The organism is Chitinophaga skermanii (assembly GCF_003259335.1).
Classification (GTDB): domain Bacteria; phylum Bacteroidota; class Bacteroidia; order Chitinophagales; family Chitinophagaceae; genus Chitinophaga; species Chitinophaga skermanii.
Window position 1 is genome coordinate 201,011 of record NZ_QLLL01000007.1, and the last position, 16,632, is coordinate 217,642.

The window sequence follows — 16,632 nt, forward strand, 5'->3', positions numbered from 1 at the left end:
TGTAAGTTAAGGTATTCGTGCGTTTTGGGGTGAAATTCTATCTTAATTCTATAAAAAAAGCCCCTACAATCGTAGAGGCTTCTCCATTCGTTTATTCGTCGGCTCCCCATTTCACATAAGCGCCGCCCCAAATGAAGCCGGCACCAAATGCAGTGAGGATAAGATTGTCGCCAGGATAAATTTGATCCTCGTAATCCCATAAACACAAAGGAATCGTAGCGGCAGTGGTGTTACCATATCTTTCGATGTTCAACATGATTTTGTTGAGTGGTAACCCAAGAGAATTCCCAACAGAACTAATAATTCGTTGGTTCGCTTGATGCGGCACTAACCAATTGAGGTTATCCACCGTTAATTCGTTCCTATCCATTACCTCTTGCACCACATTCGACATCAATGATACGGCTTGCTTGAAGATCGTACCACCATTCATCATCATGAAATGTTCTTTGTTGTTGATGGTTTCGATGCTAGCAGGACGTAAAGAACCGCCTGCACGGATTTGTAAATGCTGTTGACCACTAGGCTCGCATTCCAAAATAGAATCTCTTAAACCAAAGCCTTGGTAACTAGGTTCTAATAAAACCCCACCGGCACCATCACCAAAAATGGTACAAGTAGCACGATCGGTATAATCGATCATAGCACTCATTTTATCGGCACCAATCACAATCACTTTCTTATATCTTCCAGCGGCTACCATCGCGGCACCCATTTCCAAAGCAGCTAAAAAACCGGTACATGCAGCATTCACATCCACACCCCAAGCTTTCGTTGCACCCACTTTCCCAATTAAAATGGTAGCCGTTGACGGCATCAACATATCTGGCGTAGCTGTGGCTACAATAATTACGTCGATCTCACTCGGCAAAATGCCTCTCTTCTCACACAACTGCAACACCACGGGAACGCATAAGTCGGACGTCGCTTTTGTTTCATCGCGTAAAATCCTACGTTCCTTAATGCCCACGCGCGTCATGATCCATTCGTCGGACGTGTCCACCATCGTAGCCAATGTTTCATTGGTAAGCACATCCTCCGGTACATATCCGCCCACTGCTGTGATGGCTGCTGTTTTCGTTTTCATATATACTCTATAACTACAAGTCTGTTGATAATTGCTGTAACCTCTGTTAGCCTTAAAGGCCGCAAAGATACAACTAACACTTTATTGTTATTTCTTTCGAAGGTCATATTGTTTTAAAATCTCTCCCCGCTTTTTAGGACAAAAGGTTATCCCAATTGCTATATAGTTATCATGATTTCCTTGGTTTACAGGTTGTCATGACGAATATTACATATTAAGCTAATTTCCCTGTGAATTGGTTATCAATACAAAGGTAGGCATGGTCAATTCACATTTTGCGGCAGTATTACACAAAATCATATAGTTGATTTTCAGTATATTAAGCGACCTAAAATTTTATGAAAAATCCCGCCTCTACGCAGTAGAAGCGGGATTGTGTATTTTTTACAATATTTTATTTCTTCAATTCCGCCAACAGAATTTGCTTCAATTCTGGGTTCGAAGGACGTGGAGAGTCGGTACTTACTACTTCTCCTTTTTTATTGAACACCATGAATCGTGGGATAGACTTAATCTCGTAATTGGTGGTAATGTCATTCTTTGTACCTGCCCAAATTTGTACACCTTTCAATTCTTCTTTGGCAACAAATGTTTTCCATTTTTCTTTGTCTTTCTCCTGGTCGATAGACACGCTCACGAATTCTACCGCCTGGCCACGGAATTCTTCTTCCATTTTCTTCAACGACGGAATTTCCGCTTTACAAGGGCCGCACCAAGTTGCCCATACATCCACGATCACAACTTTACCTTTAAAGTCGCTTAACGATACTTTTTTACCGTTTACGTCTTCCGCGGTGAAGTTAACAGCTGGTTTACCTGGTTCTGCGGCTAACTTGGCCAATCTCGCTTCAATTTCTTTCATGCGGGATTTTTGGTCGGCTGTAAGTACGTATTGACCTTTTTTCGCGATCAACTCTTCATACCCTACGTAAGATTTCAAAGTAGCAGCATGTTGGATAACGATTTCGCCTTTAAGGGTATCGTTTTTATAATAAGTTAAACGAGCGTCCAATTCTTGTGAAGGCTTGTCTTGCAACATACCATCCAAGAAGGTGAAGTTGCTAAGGGCATTCAAAGCATATGGAATTTCCAAGATGCTGGTTTGTTGCGTATAATCGGTTGCTTTGATGTTTCTATAAAGGGCTGGGTAATCGTTCTTACCAGGATGTTTAGATCTTGGGGTGAAGAGGTAAGAAGCCGCAATTTGTTTGAAGTTGAAATCGCGGTATTGTGCGAAGAAGGCATCGAAAGCTTTGTTACCGGTTGATTTCACTTTGTAATTCGGTAATTCTTTCACTTTTGCTTCCAATTCCGGGAAGAAATCTTCATACGTGCCACGCACTTGTAAAAAGTAAATGGCTTTTCTTTCCATAGGCAGTACGAAATCGTGCCAGTTCTTCAACGCTTGGTTTTCGGCGCTGGCTTTACCTACGAGGGTGTAGGAAGAATCGTTTACACTAATTTCTACGGCGTCTTTTGGTTTGATGTAGAAGAAATACTTATTGGTAAGTTGATTCACGTTGCCTGTACCGATCACATAATTGCCTGCGGCCTTTGGTTCGAGGTAGAAGCCGAAGCGATTTTGAGCATCGAGTTTCGATGTGCTCACTTCTTCTAATCGACCGTTTTCAACATGGTAGAGCGAAATTTTCTTTTCGCCTTTTCTCGACCAAGTTCCTTTAATAATGGCATTGTCGGTGGCATAAACGCTTAGCGCGGTGCCGAGGATGACGCCCGCTGATAACACGAGTTTTTTCATTGTTGGTGGTGGTATATGTTTTTTAATGTTGGTTTGCAGCAAAAAGGAGTTTGCTACCGGGAACGAATGTAATACTTGGGTTTGAAAATCAATAACTAACCATTATCAACGTGACAACGCGCAATATGAGCGGTATTTTGTATCATAATTAGCCAGTATTCCATTACTCTTCCGCGTATATATTCACTACTTTTAATTTCATTTTAAACCGATCATTTTTTTCACACCACCATGAAGAAAACAATCCTTGTAGCCCTCGCCTGCTGGCTTACGCTAGGCGGCTTGCATGCGCAACAGAAAAAACCAAACGTGGTGTTCATCATTTCCGATGATCACGCCTACCAAGCTATTAGCGCCTATGGTAGCCAACTAGCGCAAACACCCAATATCGATCGTATTGCCAAAGAAGGCGCCGTTTTTAAAAATGCATTGGTCACCAATTCTATTTGTGGACCGGCACGTGCATGTTTCTTAACAGGAAAATACAGCCATAAAAACGGGTTCAAGGTGAACAATGGCACCAAGTTCGACATGTCGCAACAACATTTCCCACGCATCTTGCACCAAAACGGTTACCAAGTTGCTTGGATTGGGAAAATGCACCTAGAATCACTCCCGCAAGATTTCGACTATTTCAATATAGTGCCCGACCAAGGGCGTTATTATAACCCTTCTTTTATCGGGCCTAAAAATGATACCGTTCGTCACCAAGGTTATATCACGAATATTATTACGAATATGACCGAAGAATGGATCCAACAACGCGACACTTCGAAACCTTTCTTCTTAGTGGTAGGAGAAAAAGCAACCCACCGCGAATGGCAACCCGATTTGCAGGATCTTGGCGCCTACGATGATCGTACTTTCCCTTTACCCAGTAGTTTCAAAGACAAGTACGTAAACCGTGTAGCCGCTGCCAACCAGGATATGACGATCTCTACGACAATGCGCCTCCGCGAAGATTTAAAAGTGGGCGTCGATTACAATAAAGATTGGTTGTACCGGAATTTAAACCCCGAACAGCGTAAAGCCTATGAAGATTATTATGATAAAAAAGTAACCAAAGAATTCAATACCCTCCAATTATCCGGCGATGCTTTAACCGAATGGAAGTACCAGCGCTATCTTAAAGACTACCTTTCTACGGCTAAATCGCTCGACCGGAATGTGGGCAAAATATTGGACTACTTAGATCAAAAAGGATTAGCAGAAAATACAATTGTGATTTACTGCTCCGACCAAGGTTTTTACATGGGGGAACACGGTTGGTTCGATAAGCGATTTATGTATGAAGAATCGTTAAAAACACCCTTCGTGATGCGCTGGCCAAAGAAGATTAAACCAGGTACCGTTGTAAACGATTTAATGCTAAATGTAGATTGGGCGCCTACCATGCTCGATATTGCAGGTGTAAAAGCCCCTGCCGATATGCAAGGCGTATCGTTCTTGCCATTACTAAGTGGAAAGAAAACAGCTTGGCGCGATGCTGCGTTTTATCATTATTACGAATATCCTGAACCACATAAAGTATCGCCGCATTTTGGGGTGCGTACGAAAGAATATACTTTAATAAGATTTTACGGCCCTGCCGATAATTGGGAGTTGTACGATTTGAAAAAAGATCCCGGGCAAATCAATAACCTATATGGTAAGCCGGGTTACGAGAAAGTGACAAATAAATTAAAAGCGCGTATGAAGTCGTTGATCGAAGTGTATGAAGATGATGAAGCCAGTAGAGTATTAGCAAAAGAAGTATAAAGAAAAAGCCTTGCCAAGTGACAAGGCTTTTTTGTTGCGTGTTTACAAATTTTCTGGGGGGCCAAATTGATCAAACAGTTTATCGTACGCTGCTTTATTACGTTGACTTTCTCCTGTTAGCGATTGTAATGCCGCCGTAGATTTCGGACCGAAAATACCATCTAAAGCGCCGTCATAAAGGCCAGCCTTTATTAGGTATTGTTGCCATACGATGGCAATGTTTTTCTCGATGTTGGGTTTGAGATTGCTGGTAGAAATCTCTAAGTGTGGTAAATCTTTAAAGCTCGACCAATCACCGCCCCAATCAAAACCGAATTTGGCTCCTTGTTTAACATGTTTGTACAAGGGGCTATTACCGAGGTATTCGTTGCCTTTAAAAATCCCAATGTCGATAGCTGTACAAGGTAAATAATTGTGACGCGATAGCTTCGTGTACCCATCGATATTGGTAACCACGCTACCTGTTTTTACCCATTTACCGTTTTTAAAAGTGCGACCTTGTTTGTACAGTTCGAATTGATCTGCGGGCGTTCTAAAAGCCGATACAACGGCTACGCGATGGTCGGCGGGTAACTTAGCCGTAATCGCCGCGAGGATTTGGGGCAATTGCTTACGTATATACGGGTGCATATACTTGGGGTCCCTGTTGTAATTCATAATAGTAGGGTTTGGGGTTGATAAATCTCTTTAGCACATAGGTATAAGATACTATTTCATGTACCATGAAAAGCAATTGGGTATAATCGTATTGTGTCGTATGTTTTGCTTAACGGCTTTGTTTGTTTCTTTGAATCAAATGGTCAACGCTCATCTTTCCGGGTCCATATACCAATAAAGTGAATAACATAATGAGGTAGTACAAAGGAATCTCGAAACCATTGTTTCCTGCGTCGAACCCATTGCTCCAATGTACCGTGCGGATGGCTACGCACATGACTACCATTAAAGGAATGGAGATAATCCTAGTAGCAAGGCCCAGGGTAAGTAATACAACGCCGAGGGCTTCGGTGCCGGCAGCGAGGTATGCATTTAACATGGGTAATGGTATCCCAAGTTGCTGGAACCACGCTCCTATACTGGAAATATCGCTCCACTTGGTTTTGGCAGGCGTGAAAAATCCGTACGCTAATACTAGGCGCATGAATAATAACGGCCAATCTTGCAGCCAAACTAAGAATCGAGCTAAAGGCGTTGCTGGTTTCATATACAGGGGGTTTAAACTATAAATGAAAATGCCTTCGTATTCTAAAATGGAGTACAATGGTAAGTTACTGAAAATTTCTGGCTGCCAATACCCTGTTCTTCTTTAAAAATGTCAAAAAATTTAATTGCATAGGTTGAATACAACATAATACCTGGCAATAGATTCAATTACAAGCATAGAAAATTTCGTAGTGGTTGCTTGTATGATAGCATTTGCTTCTCCAGGCTTTGTTCTACTTACCTAATATCGAATCATTTTCGATCTTTCATCGACTGTTTTCCGACTATCCTCCGACTTCCCTCCGACATTTCACCGATCTCTACCCAGTAGATATAAGGGGTTAGTCGACTGTTTGTCGACATTTTTCCGACAACCCCCCAGTGTTTATAAGGGTTAAGTAAGCCTTTTGTCGACATTTTTCCGACATCACGTAAGCCTGTAGCGGGTTCCTGGAGGGTGATTTTGGGATTTTTAGTAGTGTTTTGTCGCGAGTTGCCCGTAAAGGTGATTATGCGCATTGTGGCAAAAAGCGGCATTTTCCGGCACAAAGCGGCAAAAACCGGTATTTTCCGGCATATTTCGGCAAAAACCGGCAAAAACCGGCAAAAACCGGCAAAAACCGGCAAAAACCGGTAAAAAGCGGTTAAAAGCGGTTAAAAGCGGCACGGTGCTTTTTTGTGAAAAAGGAAGGGTGTAATTTGAGGTAGTAATTACAAGCATGCAATATTGTAAGTTCTTTGATAGCTTGTTAAATTGAGTATACAACAGCATATACTGTTGTGCATAACGAAAGCAATCTCGTTAGTTGTTCTTCGTAACAAGGTAGTTGTAATCGTTGAATAGCGTTTCCAAAAACTCCATCGGCATCATGTCGGTTTCGATGTTCAGTACTTCTTTGATGCGTTGTGCTACCCTGGCGGCTAATACTTCATCTTTTTGGGCCCTGGCACGTTCTAGCAATTCGCGCACTTTATTCAAATCGCGGTCGCTTAAGCGGGTAATTTGAGGGAATTGCACTTTGTAGTCTTCTTGCTTAATATCACGGAAGATGGTTTCTTGGATAGATAGTTTCTGTTTTGATTCAATCACAATCGTGTTAGCTACAATATCACCGAGGCGTTGCTTGTAGGGAGAGCGTAATATGCTAACGATGGGAATGGCAACGGGAACGAGGAAGAAAAAGAGGAATGGGTTTTCAATCATCCTAAATAACCAACGCATTAACAGTTGGTCGAAACTCGGCGGGTTACCCATAATGCTCGTTACTTTAATACCAATAATTCGCTTACCCGGGGTTTGCCCTTGCATCAACCACTCAAAAATCAAAAAGTAAAACATATACGGCACTACCACAACCAGCATATAGGCCAAGTAATTCGTACCACGTTCAAAAATATCGGATAATGTACCCGGGAATAACAACCCTGCTAAGTATACATACACAATTCGTATCACCGTATCAATCAAATACGCTAAAAAGCGCCGCGAAATATCCGCCGCTTCAAATTCTAAGTCGATATTAAATACAGTAGGTACGAGAATGGATGCCATGAAACAAATTTAAAAATATTATCTTTCCATTCACGAATATGTTTACCTAATTATGCTGACAATTTTCACCAGGCGCCGAATATGAGAGAATCTTTATTCATAAAAAGAAACTTAGAGCGTTGGAAGAAGTACCAAGAACAGCCTACGAATGATCCCGATGAAATGGCAGAGCGTTTCACCTCGTTGGTAGATGATCTCGCGTATGCCAAAACATTCTATAGTTACAGTAAAATAACCCGGTATCTAAATACGCTAGCAGGCGGCATTTATCAATCCATTTATGCCAATACCCGCGGCGAACCCGGTAAGCTCAAACGTATTTTCCTGTATAATATCCCGCTCATCGTAGCAAAATACCGCAAGATATTTCTATTTACCTTGGCATTTTTCGTATTGGTTTGCACTATCAGCGCATTTTCTGCTGCACACGACGATTCCTTCGTGCGCGGTATTTTAGGCGATGATTATGTAGATATGACGGAGCAAAACATTGCCAGCGGCGATCCTTTCGGTGTTTATAAAGATCAAAACGAAATGGTAATGTGGCTGCGGATTATGTTTAACAATGTGCAGATCGCTTTATTCACATTTGTATCGGGCATTTTCCTGGGCATTGGTGTGGTGTATATACTTCTCACAAACGGCTTTATGCTAGGCGCTTTTCAATACATGTTCTTCGCGAAAGGTTTAGGTTGGAGTTCTATACTGGTGATCTGGATACATGGTACTTTAGAAATATCGGCTATTGTACTAGCCGGATCTGCTGGGTTTATTATGGGGTATGGAATTTTATTCCCCGGCACTCATAAACGGGTCGACTCGCTAAAACGGGCTGCAAAAGAAGGGTTGAAAATACTGGTGTCGGTAGTGCCTTTATTGGTGGTTGCGGCCTTTTTAGAAGGATATGTAACCCGCCATACCGATATGCCTAAAGCATTAAGCATTTTCATTTTGTTCATATCATTATGCATCATCGTTGGGTACTACGTGGTGTTGCCATTTGTGTTACATCGACAAGGTTACTCGTTAGATGAAGCCGGCAAGGTTTGTTACCCGAAGAAAAATAAGATTAAAACAACAGCATGAAACGCATCATAACGATTATCATATTTCCCGTCGTGGTGCTGTTATTCGGTATAACGCCGGTTGCGCATGCGCAGGTAATAATAACTGATACCACCCATTACAACCGTTCCGAAATGCAAGAAGAGTCGGATGTAGATACGGAAGACGAAGAGTTAACGCGGGAGGAACAATTACGTATCGAAAACGGTCCTATCGCCTACGATGAATATACATTTGGAGAACGTGATACTGTTTTCGGTTTTGTAGATACCTATGAAAAGCACGAGGTGAATGAATTCAATTTAAAAGAATTGAAAACAGATCCCAAGATGCAATACGACCAACAAATCGCCGATCTTAAAAAAGCAGCAGAAAATAGAGAGCAAAGTACTTGGAGTTTTATCGACTTTATTATGCGCAATAAAGGCGTGCTGAGCTTCATTTTTTATAGCTTAATATTTGGTGTGGTGGCACTATTAGTATTCTTGTTCCTGCGCACTACTAACTTGGCCGCTTACTTTGGTTACCGCTCTAAAAAAATTACACCGGAAAATATAACAGAAGAGGTGTTGCATGAAGTGAATTTTGATGAGCTGATCAAAAATGCCGTTGCCCAAAAAGAATGGAGAAACGGGGTGCGCTACATGTTCTTACAAGTACTGGTAATGCTTGGCAAACAAAGCTACGTGGTGGTAACAAAAGATAAAACCAACCGTGAATATTTGATGGAAGTAGCGAAACAGCGATTCTATAAAACGTTTGCCGGCTTAACGTTACAATATGAATACGTTTGGTACGGTCATATCGATATCAACGAAAGTCAATTCCAGCAAATACAAAACGATTTCCAATCATTTAAAAACGATCTGCGCTAACGTGAATAAGAAAACTGCTTACATATTACTTGCTGTGCTGGGAGTTTTATTCGCGTGCGTTGTAATACTTTCCTATTCCGGGAAAAGTAAAAAGAACAACGCGGGAGATTTTTTGCCTTCCGGTATATCGTTTAATTATAAAGATAAAAGGGCTTATGGTTCGTATGTAGCCTTCAACCTATTGAAGCAATACTTCCGCGAAGAATCGCCCACCATCGTTAAGCGTTCAATTGAAAAGCAAATGAACCTTACGCCCGAAACGGAGCGTAATTGCTTGTACTTGGTAGTGGCGAAAACTTTCTATGGAACAAAAACAGATGCTACCTATTTAAGCACCTATGTGTCACTGGGTAATACAGCATTTATAGCTGCAACAGATCCCGGAGCTCGCTTAGCACAAGAATTTGGGTTCGACTATCGTTCAGCCATATTGGATTTAGGAATGCGCGATACCTCGCAAGGATTTGTGAATGAAAACCTGCAACCTAATTTCTTTCATTATGATGGCTATGTAAGTAGGGGCTACTTCTCTAAATTAGATTCTTCCGTAACTACAATTATTGGAACCAATAGTGAAGGTAGACCCAATTTTATTCGCATGGCCCGGGGCAATGGATATATTTATATTTCATTAAACCCGGTGGTATTCTCCAACTACTTCCTCTTACACGGAAATAACCACCAAGCGCTCGCTTATATGATGGCCTCTATCAGTGGTAATACAAGGAAGATTTATTGGGATGAATATTATAAATACAAAACCTCTGCAGATAGTGAGAGCGAATTTAGTCCTTGGCAAGTATTAATGAAACACAGCACCTTCCGCTGGGCATTATGGTTGTTAATTGCGTTGTTGGTGGCGTTTGTGATTTTTGAAGGGAAACGCCGTCAACGGATCATTCCTGTTGTAGCACCCAATAATAATAGCTCATTGGATTTTGCAAATACCTTGGGTAAGCTCTATTACTCGCATCACAATAATGCGAACCTCGCTAGAAAGATGTGTGTGCACTTCTTGGAGTTTGTACGCAGTAAATACTTCATTAGCACGCAAAAGCTCGACGAGGAATTTGTTCGTACCCTTTCCCGGAAATCAAACTATGCATTAGCCGATACAGATGCGCTTGTTGCCCTGGTGAAAGATCTACGCCATTGCGAACAACTAAGCGATACTTTACTGGCACATTTTTATAACCTAACATTCGAATTCTATCAAAACGCGCAATAAATGGAACACGCTGATACTTTTTCACCAAGAACAGATTTAACGGCCGTAGCCGGGCAAATTCAAGCGATTAAAGATGAAATCGGGAAAGTAATTGTTGGTCAACATCAAGCGGTCGACCTCCTACTGGCCGGTTTACTGAGTGGCGGACATGTGCTTATTGAAGGTGTACCAGGCTTAGCAAAAACACTTACCGCTAAATTGCTCGCACAATCGATCGATGCCCATTTCGCACGCATCCAGTTTACACCCGATCTTATGCCGGCCGATGTATTGGGTACTTCCGTGTTCAACCCGCAAAGCCGCGAGTTTGAATACAAACGTGGCCCTATCTTCGGTAACATCGTTCTCATCGACGAAATCAACCGCGCCCCGGCGAAAACACAGGCTGCGCTGTTCGAAGTGATGGAAGAAAGACAAGTTACCAATGATGGTATATCACATGTATTGGATGCTCCCTTTATGGTGGTAGCTACGCAAAACCCTATCGAGCAAGAAGGTACATACCGCTTGCCAGAGGCACAACTCGATCGTTTCCTCTTCAAAATAGAAGTGAAATATCCTGCTCTCAACGAAGAAATCCTTATGCTGCAAGCGGCCAATAGGAATGAACTTGGTGTAGATGGATTAAACAATATTACTAAAGTAATTACAGCAACGCAGATAACGAAGCTACAAGCCACCACTAAAAGTGTATTAGCCGACGAGAAATTGCTGCAATACGTGGCGCATATCGTTCAAGAAACACGCATGCACGCATCGTTATACATGGGCGCTTCGCCGCGTGCCTCTATTGCCATTTTGAATGCATCGAAGGCCATTGCATTAATGGCAGGGCGGGATTTTGTAACGCCGGATGATATTGTATATGTAGTACCGCACATCCTTCGTCATCGTATTATACTCACACCTGAAAAGGAAATGGAAGGCATTAGTGCGAATGATGTGATCACAGAGATTCTTAAATCCGTGGAAGTGCCACGTTAATACAGTTTACATTGATAAAGAGATTTTACCAATCATTGTATTTGGGGCAAAACCTTTACCTCGCACTGGGCGTGAATGTATTTTTATTCGTGCTGGGCTTCTTTTTGCCACCACTATTCCTCGTGGCAAAAGGGGTATTCGTGATGGTAATGATCGCTTTGCTGCTCGATTTTATCATCCTTTATTTACCAGGTGAAGCCGTTACTGCCACCCGTATTGTAAGCGACAGGTTAAGTAATGGAGATGAGAATGAAATAGTGATTGATATATCAAATAAGTATTCTTTCCCCACACAAGTGGAAATCATCGACGAGTTGCCTGTTCAATTCCAATTACGTACTTTTTCTAAGAAAGATCAACTACCGGCAAACGAAGGAACACAAGTTCATTATTCGCTACGTCCTACAGAACGGGGCGAATATAAGTTTGGGCAAGTGAATGTATTTGTGAAAAGTATGTTGAACGTCATTCGCCGTCGTTTTACCACCGGTGAAGCACAAGCGGTAAAAGTATACCCGTCGTTCTTACAATTGCGCAATTACCAACTCAACGCCGTAAATAACAAAGTAAGTGACTTGGGTATGCATAAACGTCGCTTAATTGGGCATAGTATGGAGTTTGATCACATCAAAGAATACACCCAAGGCGATGATGTACGCACCCTCAATTGGAAAGCAACAGCCCGCCGCGGGAACTTGATGGTGAATAGTTTCATGGAAGAAAAGTCGCAACAGATTTATTGCGTGATCGATAAAGGTCGTACGATGAAAATGCCTTTTGAAGGACTTACTTTATTGGACTATGCCGTAAATGCTACCCTTGTTTTCAGTAGCGTGGCTTTAAATAAGGGCGATAAAGCGGGTTTAGTCACATTTGCCGATCAATCGGTAGATGTATTAGCGGCGAGTAATAAGAAGATACAATTAAACAATATTTTAGAGAAGTTATACGCACAAACAACGCATTGGATGGAGGCCGATTACGAACGATTGGCCGTGCAATTGAGAAATGCTGTGTCGCAACGATCCCTGGTGATATTGTTCACCAACTTTGAATCGAATGCTTCTTTACAACGACAAATGCCTTACCTCCGTACATTGGCGAAATACCATTTGTTGTTAGTCGTTTTCTTCGAGAACACCGAACTGAAAAAACTCTCTGAAGAACGCGCATCCGATTTAGAAGGTATTTACACGCAAGTAATCGCGCAGAAGTTTGCAGATGATAAGAAACTAATTGCCCGGGAATTGGCGCAATACGGGATTATGTCGTTACTGACAACACCGCAAAACTTAACGGTGAATGTGATTAACCGGTACTTGGATTTGAAATCAAGAAACATGGTATAAAAAAAGGAGCTGTAACAGCTCCTTTTTTCGTTATTGCTTTTACAAAGCTTCTATACTAAGTACAACGGCATCTTGCGCGCGTTTGGTGCCACTTTCAATACCTGCTTTCATGAGATAATCGCCAGAAAAAGTTTTACCATTTGCTTTACACATCGCTTTCTTGCCTGGAGCAACTAGTAACTCCGTTACGCGGTATTGCTTGCTGGGATCTAGTCCTTTCAGCTTCACCGGGTAGGTAGTGCCGGGGTCGAATAATTGTTGCGTGTGGTACATAAACACAACGGCCTTGTTCTTGTCCTCGCTATTGTACATCAATGCTGCTAGGTTATTTGTATAGGGCGATTGAAGGCGGTATAAATCGCCTTGCCAAATGGTATGTTTTACTTGGTTATATTCTTTAATAGCCTGTTGACATAAAGCTAATTCTTCCGCGCTCAACTTCTTTGGTACTAAATCGAAACCCAGCCTGCCGCTCATAGAAACAGCGAGTCTATATTTCAAGTTATACGTACCCCAATCGGTTACGTGTGCACTCATAGCAATACTTGGGAAGAAGTAAGAATATCCCCATTGGATAAATACCCGTTCTGTAGCGCCAGTATTATCACTCGGCCAAAACTCCGTAAAATATGGTAATGCACCATAATCTACCCTACCGCCACCACCAGAACACAGCATAATAGGTAGCTTCGGGTATTTATCGCGTAGTTGCACGAGCACCTTGTACAAACCTTTTACATAATCTACATAGAGGTTACTTTGGGTGTTTTTTAAGTAAGGAGAATAAGCATTCGTGATCATCCGGTTACAATCCCATTTGATATACGCGATGCCGGGATTTTTGGTCATCATGTCATCCACGATTTTGTATACGAAGTTTTGCACTGCGGGATTAGTTAAATCTAGTACTAATTGACTTCTATAATAATGCTCTGGACGGTTGGGTAATTTGATAATCCAATTGGGATGTTTTTCATAGAGTTCGCTTTTAGGACTTACCATTTCGGGTTCTAACCAAATACCAAACTGCAAGCCGCGGTTATTTGCCTCTTTTACGAGGTAACCAAGGCCGTTTGGTAATTTTTCCTTGTTTTCTTCCCAATCGCCCAAGCCGGTTTTATCGCTGTTGCGGGGATATTTGTTGGCAAACCAACCATCGTCGAGGAGGAATAATTGTACACCTAATTCCTTCGCATCATCAAATAAACTTGTCAATTTCTTTTCATCGAAATTGAAATAAGTCGCTTCCCAGTTATTCAACAAAGTAAAGCGATCGCCCAACCCATTCATAACACCATATTTACGAGCCCAACGGTGAAAGTTACGGCTAATTGTTCCTTTACCCGTGTTGCTGTAGCTATAAAGTAATGCAGGCGTGTTGAAAACAGTATTGGGTGCAAGTGTATATTCTGCACCTTGCTCGTTCATACCGGCGAGAATGCGCAATTGGTTTTGTTCATCAATTTCAAAATCGAACTTAAAATTGCCTGACCATGATAGGGTTCCGCCGATCACTTCACCATTATCTTCGCCCGCGGGTGTAGCCAATGATAATAGGAAGGAGGGTGATTGGTACATCTGTGCACGCGTGCCTAGGCGCGAGTCAAGTGTTTTGATACCTGCTGTTAAGCGAATTTCTTCTGCTTGCATTTCCGTTGCCCAGTCGCCGTGGAAATGTTGAAGGTAATATTGTGGTGCCCGCAAGCTTAAAGCCGCGCTGGCATAGTTGTTTAGCGTTATGGGTTTCTTTTCGTGGTGAACAACACTCATCCATTGTTCAATAATATCCTCGTTTTTATACGCTTTAAAGTGGAGATCTACTTCGAATGGATATTGTGGATCTTTTAGATGAATAATTGTTTCTTCAATCCCGGTAGTAGTTTCTTGTTGGGTATGTGAAATGTATTGTAAGTCCAAGGAAGGATTACCATCGTTGTGCGCAGTGCGAATGGCCGGGGTGAATAGGTAGCTAGTACCAAAAGTTGGGTAGGCTACATCGCGGCGGTTAGGTAGCGCATTGTAGTCGTTACTATTTTGCAACGCTTCGCCGAAGTACAATTGTTTGAGCGTACCGTTATTTTCTTTTTTGAAAACAAGACTACTATGTGCTGTTTTCACAATAATGTTCGAAGCCTGTGCCATGCCGAATAAAGGCAGGCAAATCATAAGTGGAATGAATAACTTTTTCATGGAAGAAGTTTGAGCTGGCACAAGATAATCATTGAAAGGGTAATTTTTACATTTAATGGACGGGGTTAAAAAAGGCTGCACCTAAATAGGTGCAGCCTGTAGTACAAAAATTAAACAATAAATCACAACGCTAAATAAGCGCCATCTACCGGAACATAGGCCCCGGCCATAAACGACGCCTTATCAGAACTTAGCCAAATGACGAGTTCTGCAACTTCTTCTGCTTTACCTAAGCGGCCCATGGGGTGTAAAGCCACGAGACCTGCTTTTTGCGCTGGGTTTGTATTTTCGAGTAAAGGAGTATTAATAAAACCGGGTCCTACAGCATTTACACGGATACCTTTGGAGGCGTATTCAATGCCGGCATTTTCTGTGAGTCCTACTACACCATGTTTCGCGGCCACGTATGCTACAGAATTTGCGAAGCCAACTTTCCCGAGAATGGATGCCATATTTACAATAGCGCCACCACCGGTTTTTAGCATGGCTGGGATTTGATATTTCATACAGTAAAAAACACTGCTTAAGTTAATAGCAATTACTTTATCGAAATTTTCGATGCTATAATCTGCTATTAGGTTTGCTTCACCACCGATACCAGCATTGTTACAAGCCATATCTAGTCGCCCGAATATTTTCAGGGTTTCTTCTACGAGTTTTTGGCATTCAGCAGCATGACTTACATCGCATTTTACGAAGGCAGCTTCGCCGCCTTTGGATTTTATTTTTTCTACAACTGTATTTCCATGCGCTTCGTTTACATCGCTCACAATTACCTTAGCCCCATTTTCAGCATATAATATAGCTGTGGCTTCTCCAATTCCGGAGCCTGCACCAGTAACAATTGCTACTTTTCCAGCAAATAATTGTCCCATCGTATTATATTTAAAGTTGAAAATTTATGCTAACGAATTTTATCCGGGCGCACATTAAAATGAGTGCTTTTTACATGTGCGCAAGCTGAGCTTCTAGTTCATAACGCTGGCTTAGAAGGTGTACATTGGATTAATAACAATTTGTTTGCGCAAAGGTTGAATAGAAGTATAGATCGTGGCATAAAATTTATGCATCTTTTATGCACATGCATTGTTAATATTAGTGTAATGAACGACAGTATGAAGAATTTTTTTAACCCGGCAGATGCCGCAGCAGCCTTGGCAAGGATTCAGGCCTTAACGCCAGGCGCAAAACCACAATGGGGAAAGATGAACGCATCACAGATGCTTGCACACATGAATATCGCCATGAGTGTAGCTTTGGGCGATCATAAGCCGAAGCGATTATTTATTGGATATTTGATTGGTAGGATTGCTAAACGTTCACTTCTAAACGATAAACCATTCATGAAAGGTGCACCTACCGATCCTGCATGGAAATGTGAAGGACAATATAATTTCGATGAACAAAAATCCCAACTCATCCATTATGTACAACGGATCAGTAGCGGTGGTGCAAGCGCACTCACAAACCACCCGCACCCATTTTTCGGAAGACTAACACCGTCGGAATGGAGCCAAGGGATGTACAAGCACCTCGATCATCATTTGCGTCAATTCAATGTATAAATGTTAACAACATAAAA

General features: G+C 41.9%; 15 protein-coding genes. 7 read left to right on the forward strand and 8 right to left on the reverse strand.

Annotated elements, in window-relative coordinates:
- Positions 1–91 precede the first annotated feature (91 nt).
- Both LX64_RS19090 and LX64_RS19095 read right to left on the reverse strand, forming a co-directional pair.
- The gene (locus LX64_RS19090; protein ID WP_111599297.1) at positions 92–1,087 is read right to left on the reverse strand and encodes a beta-ketoacyl-ACP synthase III; all 996 of its coding nucleotides are present in this window, start codon (positions 1,085–1,087) and stop codon (positions 92–94) included.
- 394 nt (positions 1,088–1,481) lie between these two features.
- Positions 1,482–2,846 (reverse strand): TlpA family protein disulfide reductase, encoded by a 1,365-nt coding sequence (locus tag LX64_RS19095; RefSeq protein WP_148707387.1) that lies wholly within the window; start codon positions 2,844–2,846, stop codon positions 1,482–1,484.
- 231 nt (positions 2,847–3,077) lie between these two features.
- On the opposite strand from LX64_RS19095, the gene LX64_RS19100 reads away from it, so the two are divergent.
- The gene (locus LX64_RS19100; protein WP_111599299.1) at positions 3,078–4,604 is read left to right on the forward strand and encodes a sulfatase family protein; all 1,527 of its coding nucleotides are present in this window, start codon (positions 3,078–3,080) and stop codon (positions 4,602–4,604) included.
- A 42-nt stretch (positions 4,605–4,646) separates the two neighbouring features.
- On the opposite strand, the gene LX64_RS19105 is transcribed toward LX64_RS19100, so the two are convergent.
- The 4 genes from LX64_RS19105 to LX64_RS19120 all read right to left on the reverse strand — a co-directional run bounded on the left by LX64_RS19105 (position 4,647) and on the right by LX64_RS19120 (position 7,359).
- Complete coding sequence (locus LX64_RS19105; RefSeq protein WP_111599300.1) at positions 4,647–5,261, reverse strand: M15 family metallopeptidase; 615 nt, start codon at positions 5,259–5,261, stop codon at positions 4,647–4,649.
- 109 nt (positions 5,262–5,370) lie between these two features.
- Positions 5,371–5,808 carry an HvfX family Cu-binding RiPP maturation protein gene (locus LX64_RS19110; RefSeq protein ID WP_111599364.1) on the reverse strand — a complete coding sequence of 146 codons (438 nt, stop codon included), beginning with the start codon at positions 5,806–5,808 and terminating at the stop codon, positions 5,371–5,373.
- A gap of 471 nt (positions 5,809–6,279) precedes the next feature.
- A complete protein-coding gene (locus LX64_RS25870) occupies positions 6,280–6,528 on the reverse strand; it encodes a hypothetical protein (protein ID WP_148707388.1) in 249 nt (82 codons plus the stop codon).
- 81 nt (positions 6,529–6,609) lie between these two features.
- Positions 6,610–7,359, reverse strand: coding sequence for an RDD family protein (locus LX64_RS19120; RefSeq protein ID WP_111599302.1), 750 nt, complete (start codon positions 7,357–7,359; stop codon positions 6,610–6,612).
- Positions 7,360–7,440: 81 nt separating this feature from the next.
- On the opposite strand from LX64_RS19120, the gene LX64_RS19125 reads away from it, so the two are divergent.
- From LX64_RS19125 to LX64_RS19145, 5 genes are read left to right on the forward strand one after another with little or no spacing between them, the layout of a single operon-like run.
- Complete coding sequence (locus LX64_RS19125) at positions 7,441–8,445, forward strand: stage II sporulation protein M (protein ID WP_111599303.1); 1,005 nt, start codon at positions 7,441–7,443, stop codon at positions 8,443–8,445.
- A complete protein-coding gene (locus LX64_RS19130) occupies positions 8,442–9,299 on the forward strand; it encodes a DUF4129 domain-containing protein (RefSeq protein WP_111599304.1) in 858 nt (285 codons plus the stop codon). Before LX64_RS19125 ends, LX64_RS19130 begins: the two co-directional genes overlap by 4 nt.
- A 1-nt stretch (position 9,300) precedes the next feature.
- Entirely contained in the window at positions 9,301–10,527 is a 1,227-nt protein-coding gene (locus tag LX64_RS19135) for a DUF4350 domain-containing protein (RefSeq protein ID WP_111599305.1), read from the forward strand.
- On the forward strand, positions 10,528–11,511 hold the full coding sequence (locus tag LX64_RS19140) for an AAA family ATPase (protein WP_111599306.1): 984 nt from the start codon (positions 10,528–10,530) through the stop codon (positions 11,509–11,511). It abuts the gene before it with no gap.
- A gap of 11 nt (positions 11,512–11,522) precedes the next feature.
- Positions 11,523–12,860, forward strand: coding sequence for a DUF58 domain-containing protein (locus LX64_RS19145; RefSeq protein WP_170132825.1), 1,338 nt, complete (start codon positions 11,523–11,525; stop codon positions 12,858–12,860).
- A 39-nt stretch (positions 12,861–12,899) separates the two neighbouring features.
- Here the strand turns inward: LX64_RS19145 and LX64_RS19150 are convergent, their stop codons facing one another.
- Together LX64_RS19150 and LX64_RS19155 are read right to left on the reverse strand one after the other, a co-directional pair.
- The gene (locus LX64_RS19150) at positions 12,900–15,050 is read right to left on the reverse strand and encodes an alpha-galactosidase (RefSeq protein WP_111599366.1); all 2,151 of its coding nucleotides are present in this window, start codon (positions 15,048–15,050) and stop codon (positions 12,900–12,902) included.
- A gap of 122 nt (positions 15,051–15,172) precedes the next feature.
- Positions 15,173–15,925 (reverse strand): glucose 1-dehydrogenase, encoded by a 753-nt coding sequence (locus LX64_RS19155; RefSeq protein ID WP_111599307.1) that lies wholly within the window; start codon positions 15,923–15,925, stop codon positions 15,173–15,175.
- A gap of 240 nt (positions 15,926–16,165) precedes the next feature.
- Between LX64_RS19155 and LX64_RS19160 the strand changes: the two genes are divergently transcribed.
- The gene (locus tag LX64_RS19160) at positions 16,166–16,615 is read left to right on the forward strand and encodes a DUF1569 domain-containing protein (protein WP_158538679.1); all 450 of its coding nucleotides are present in this window, start codon (positions 16,166–16,168) and stop codon (positions 16,613–16,615) included.
- The last annotated feature ends 17 nt before the right edge of the window (positions 16,616–16,632 follow it).

Coding starts and splice junctions, on each gene's coding strand:
- LX64_RS19090 (WP_111599297.1), bottom strand. CDS start 1,087: ATGAAAACGAAAACAGCAGCCATCACAGCAGTGGGCGGATATGTACCG.
- LX64_RS19095 (WP_148707387.1), bottom strand. CDS start 2,846: ATGAAAAAACTCGTGTTATCAGCGGGCGTCATCCTCGGCACCGCGCTA.
- LX64_RS19100 (WP_111599299.1), top strand. CDS start 3,078: ATGAAGAAAACAATCCTTGTAGCCCTCGCCTGCTGGCTTACGCTAGGC.
- LX64_RS19105 (WP_111599300.1), bottom strand. CDS start 5,261: ATGAATTACAACAGGGACCCCAAGTATATGCACCCGTATATACGTAAG.
- LX64_RS19110 (WP_111599364.1), bottom strand. CDS start 5,808: ATGAAACCAGCAACGCCTTTAGCTCGATTCTTAGTTTGGCTGCAAGAT.
- LX64_RS25870 (WP_148707388.1), bottom strand. CDS start 6,528: ATGCTTGTAATTACTACCTCAAATTACACCCTTCCTTTTTCACAAAAA.
- LX64_RS19120 (WP_111599302.1), bottom strand. CDS start 7,359: ATGGCATCCATTCTCGTACCTACTGTATTTAATATCGACTTAGAATTT.
- LX64_RS19125 (WP_111599303.1), top strand. CDS start 7,441: ATGAGAGAATCTTTATTCATAAAAAGAAACTTAGAGCGTTGGAAGAAG.
- LX64_RS19130 (WP_111599304.1), top strand. CDS start 8,442: ATGAAACGCATCATAACGATTATCATATTTCCCGTCGTGGTGCTGTTA.
- LX64_RS19140 (WP_111599306.1), top strand. CDS start 10,528: ATGGAACACGCTGATACTTTTTCACCAAGAACAGATTTAACGGCCGTA.
- LX64_RS19150 (WP_111599366.1), bottom strand. CDS start 15,050: ATGAAAAAGTTATTCATTCCACTTATGATTTGCCTGCCTTTATTCGGC.
- LX64_RS19155 (WP_111599307.1), bottom strand. CDS start 15,925: ATGGGACAATTATTTGCTGGAAAAGTAGCAATTGTTACTGGTGCAGGC.
- LX64_RS19160 (WP_158538679.1), top strand. CDS start 16,166: ATGAAGAATTTTTTTAACCCGGCAGATGCCGCAGCAGCCTTGGCAAGG.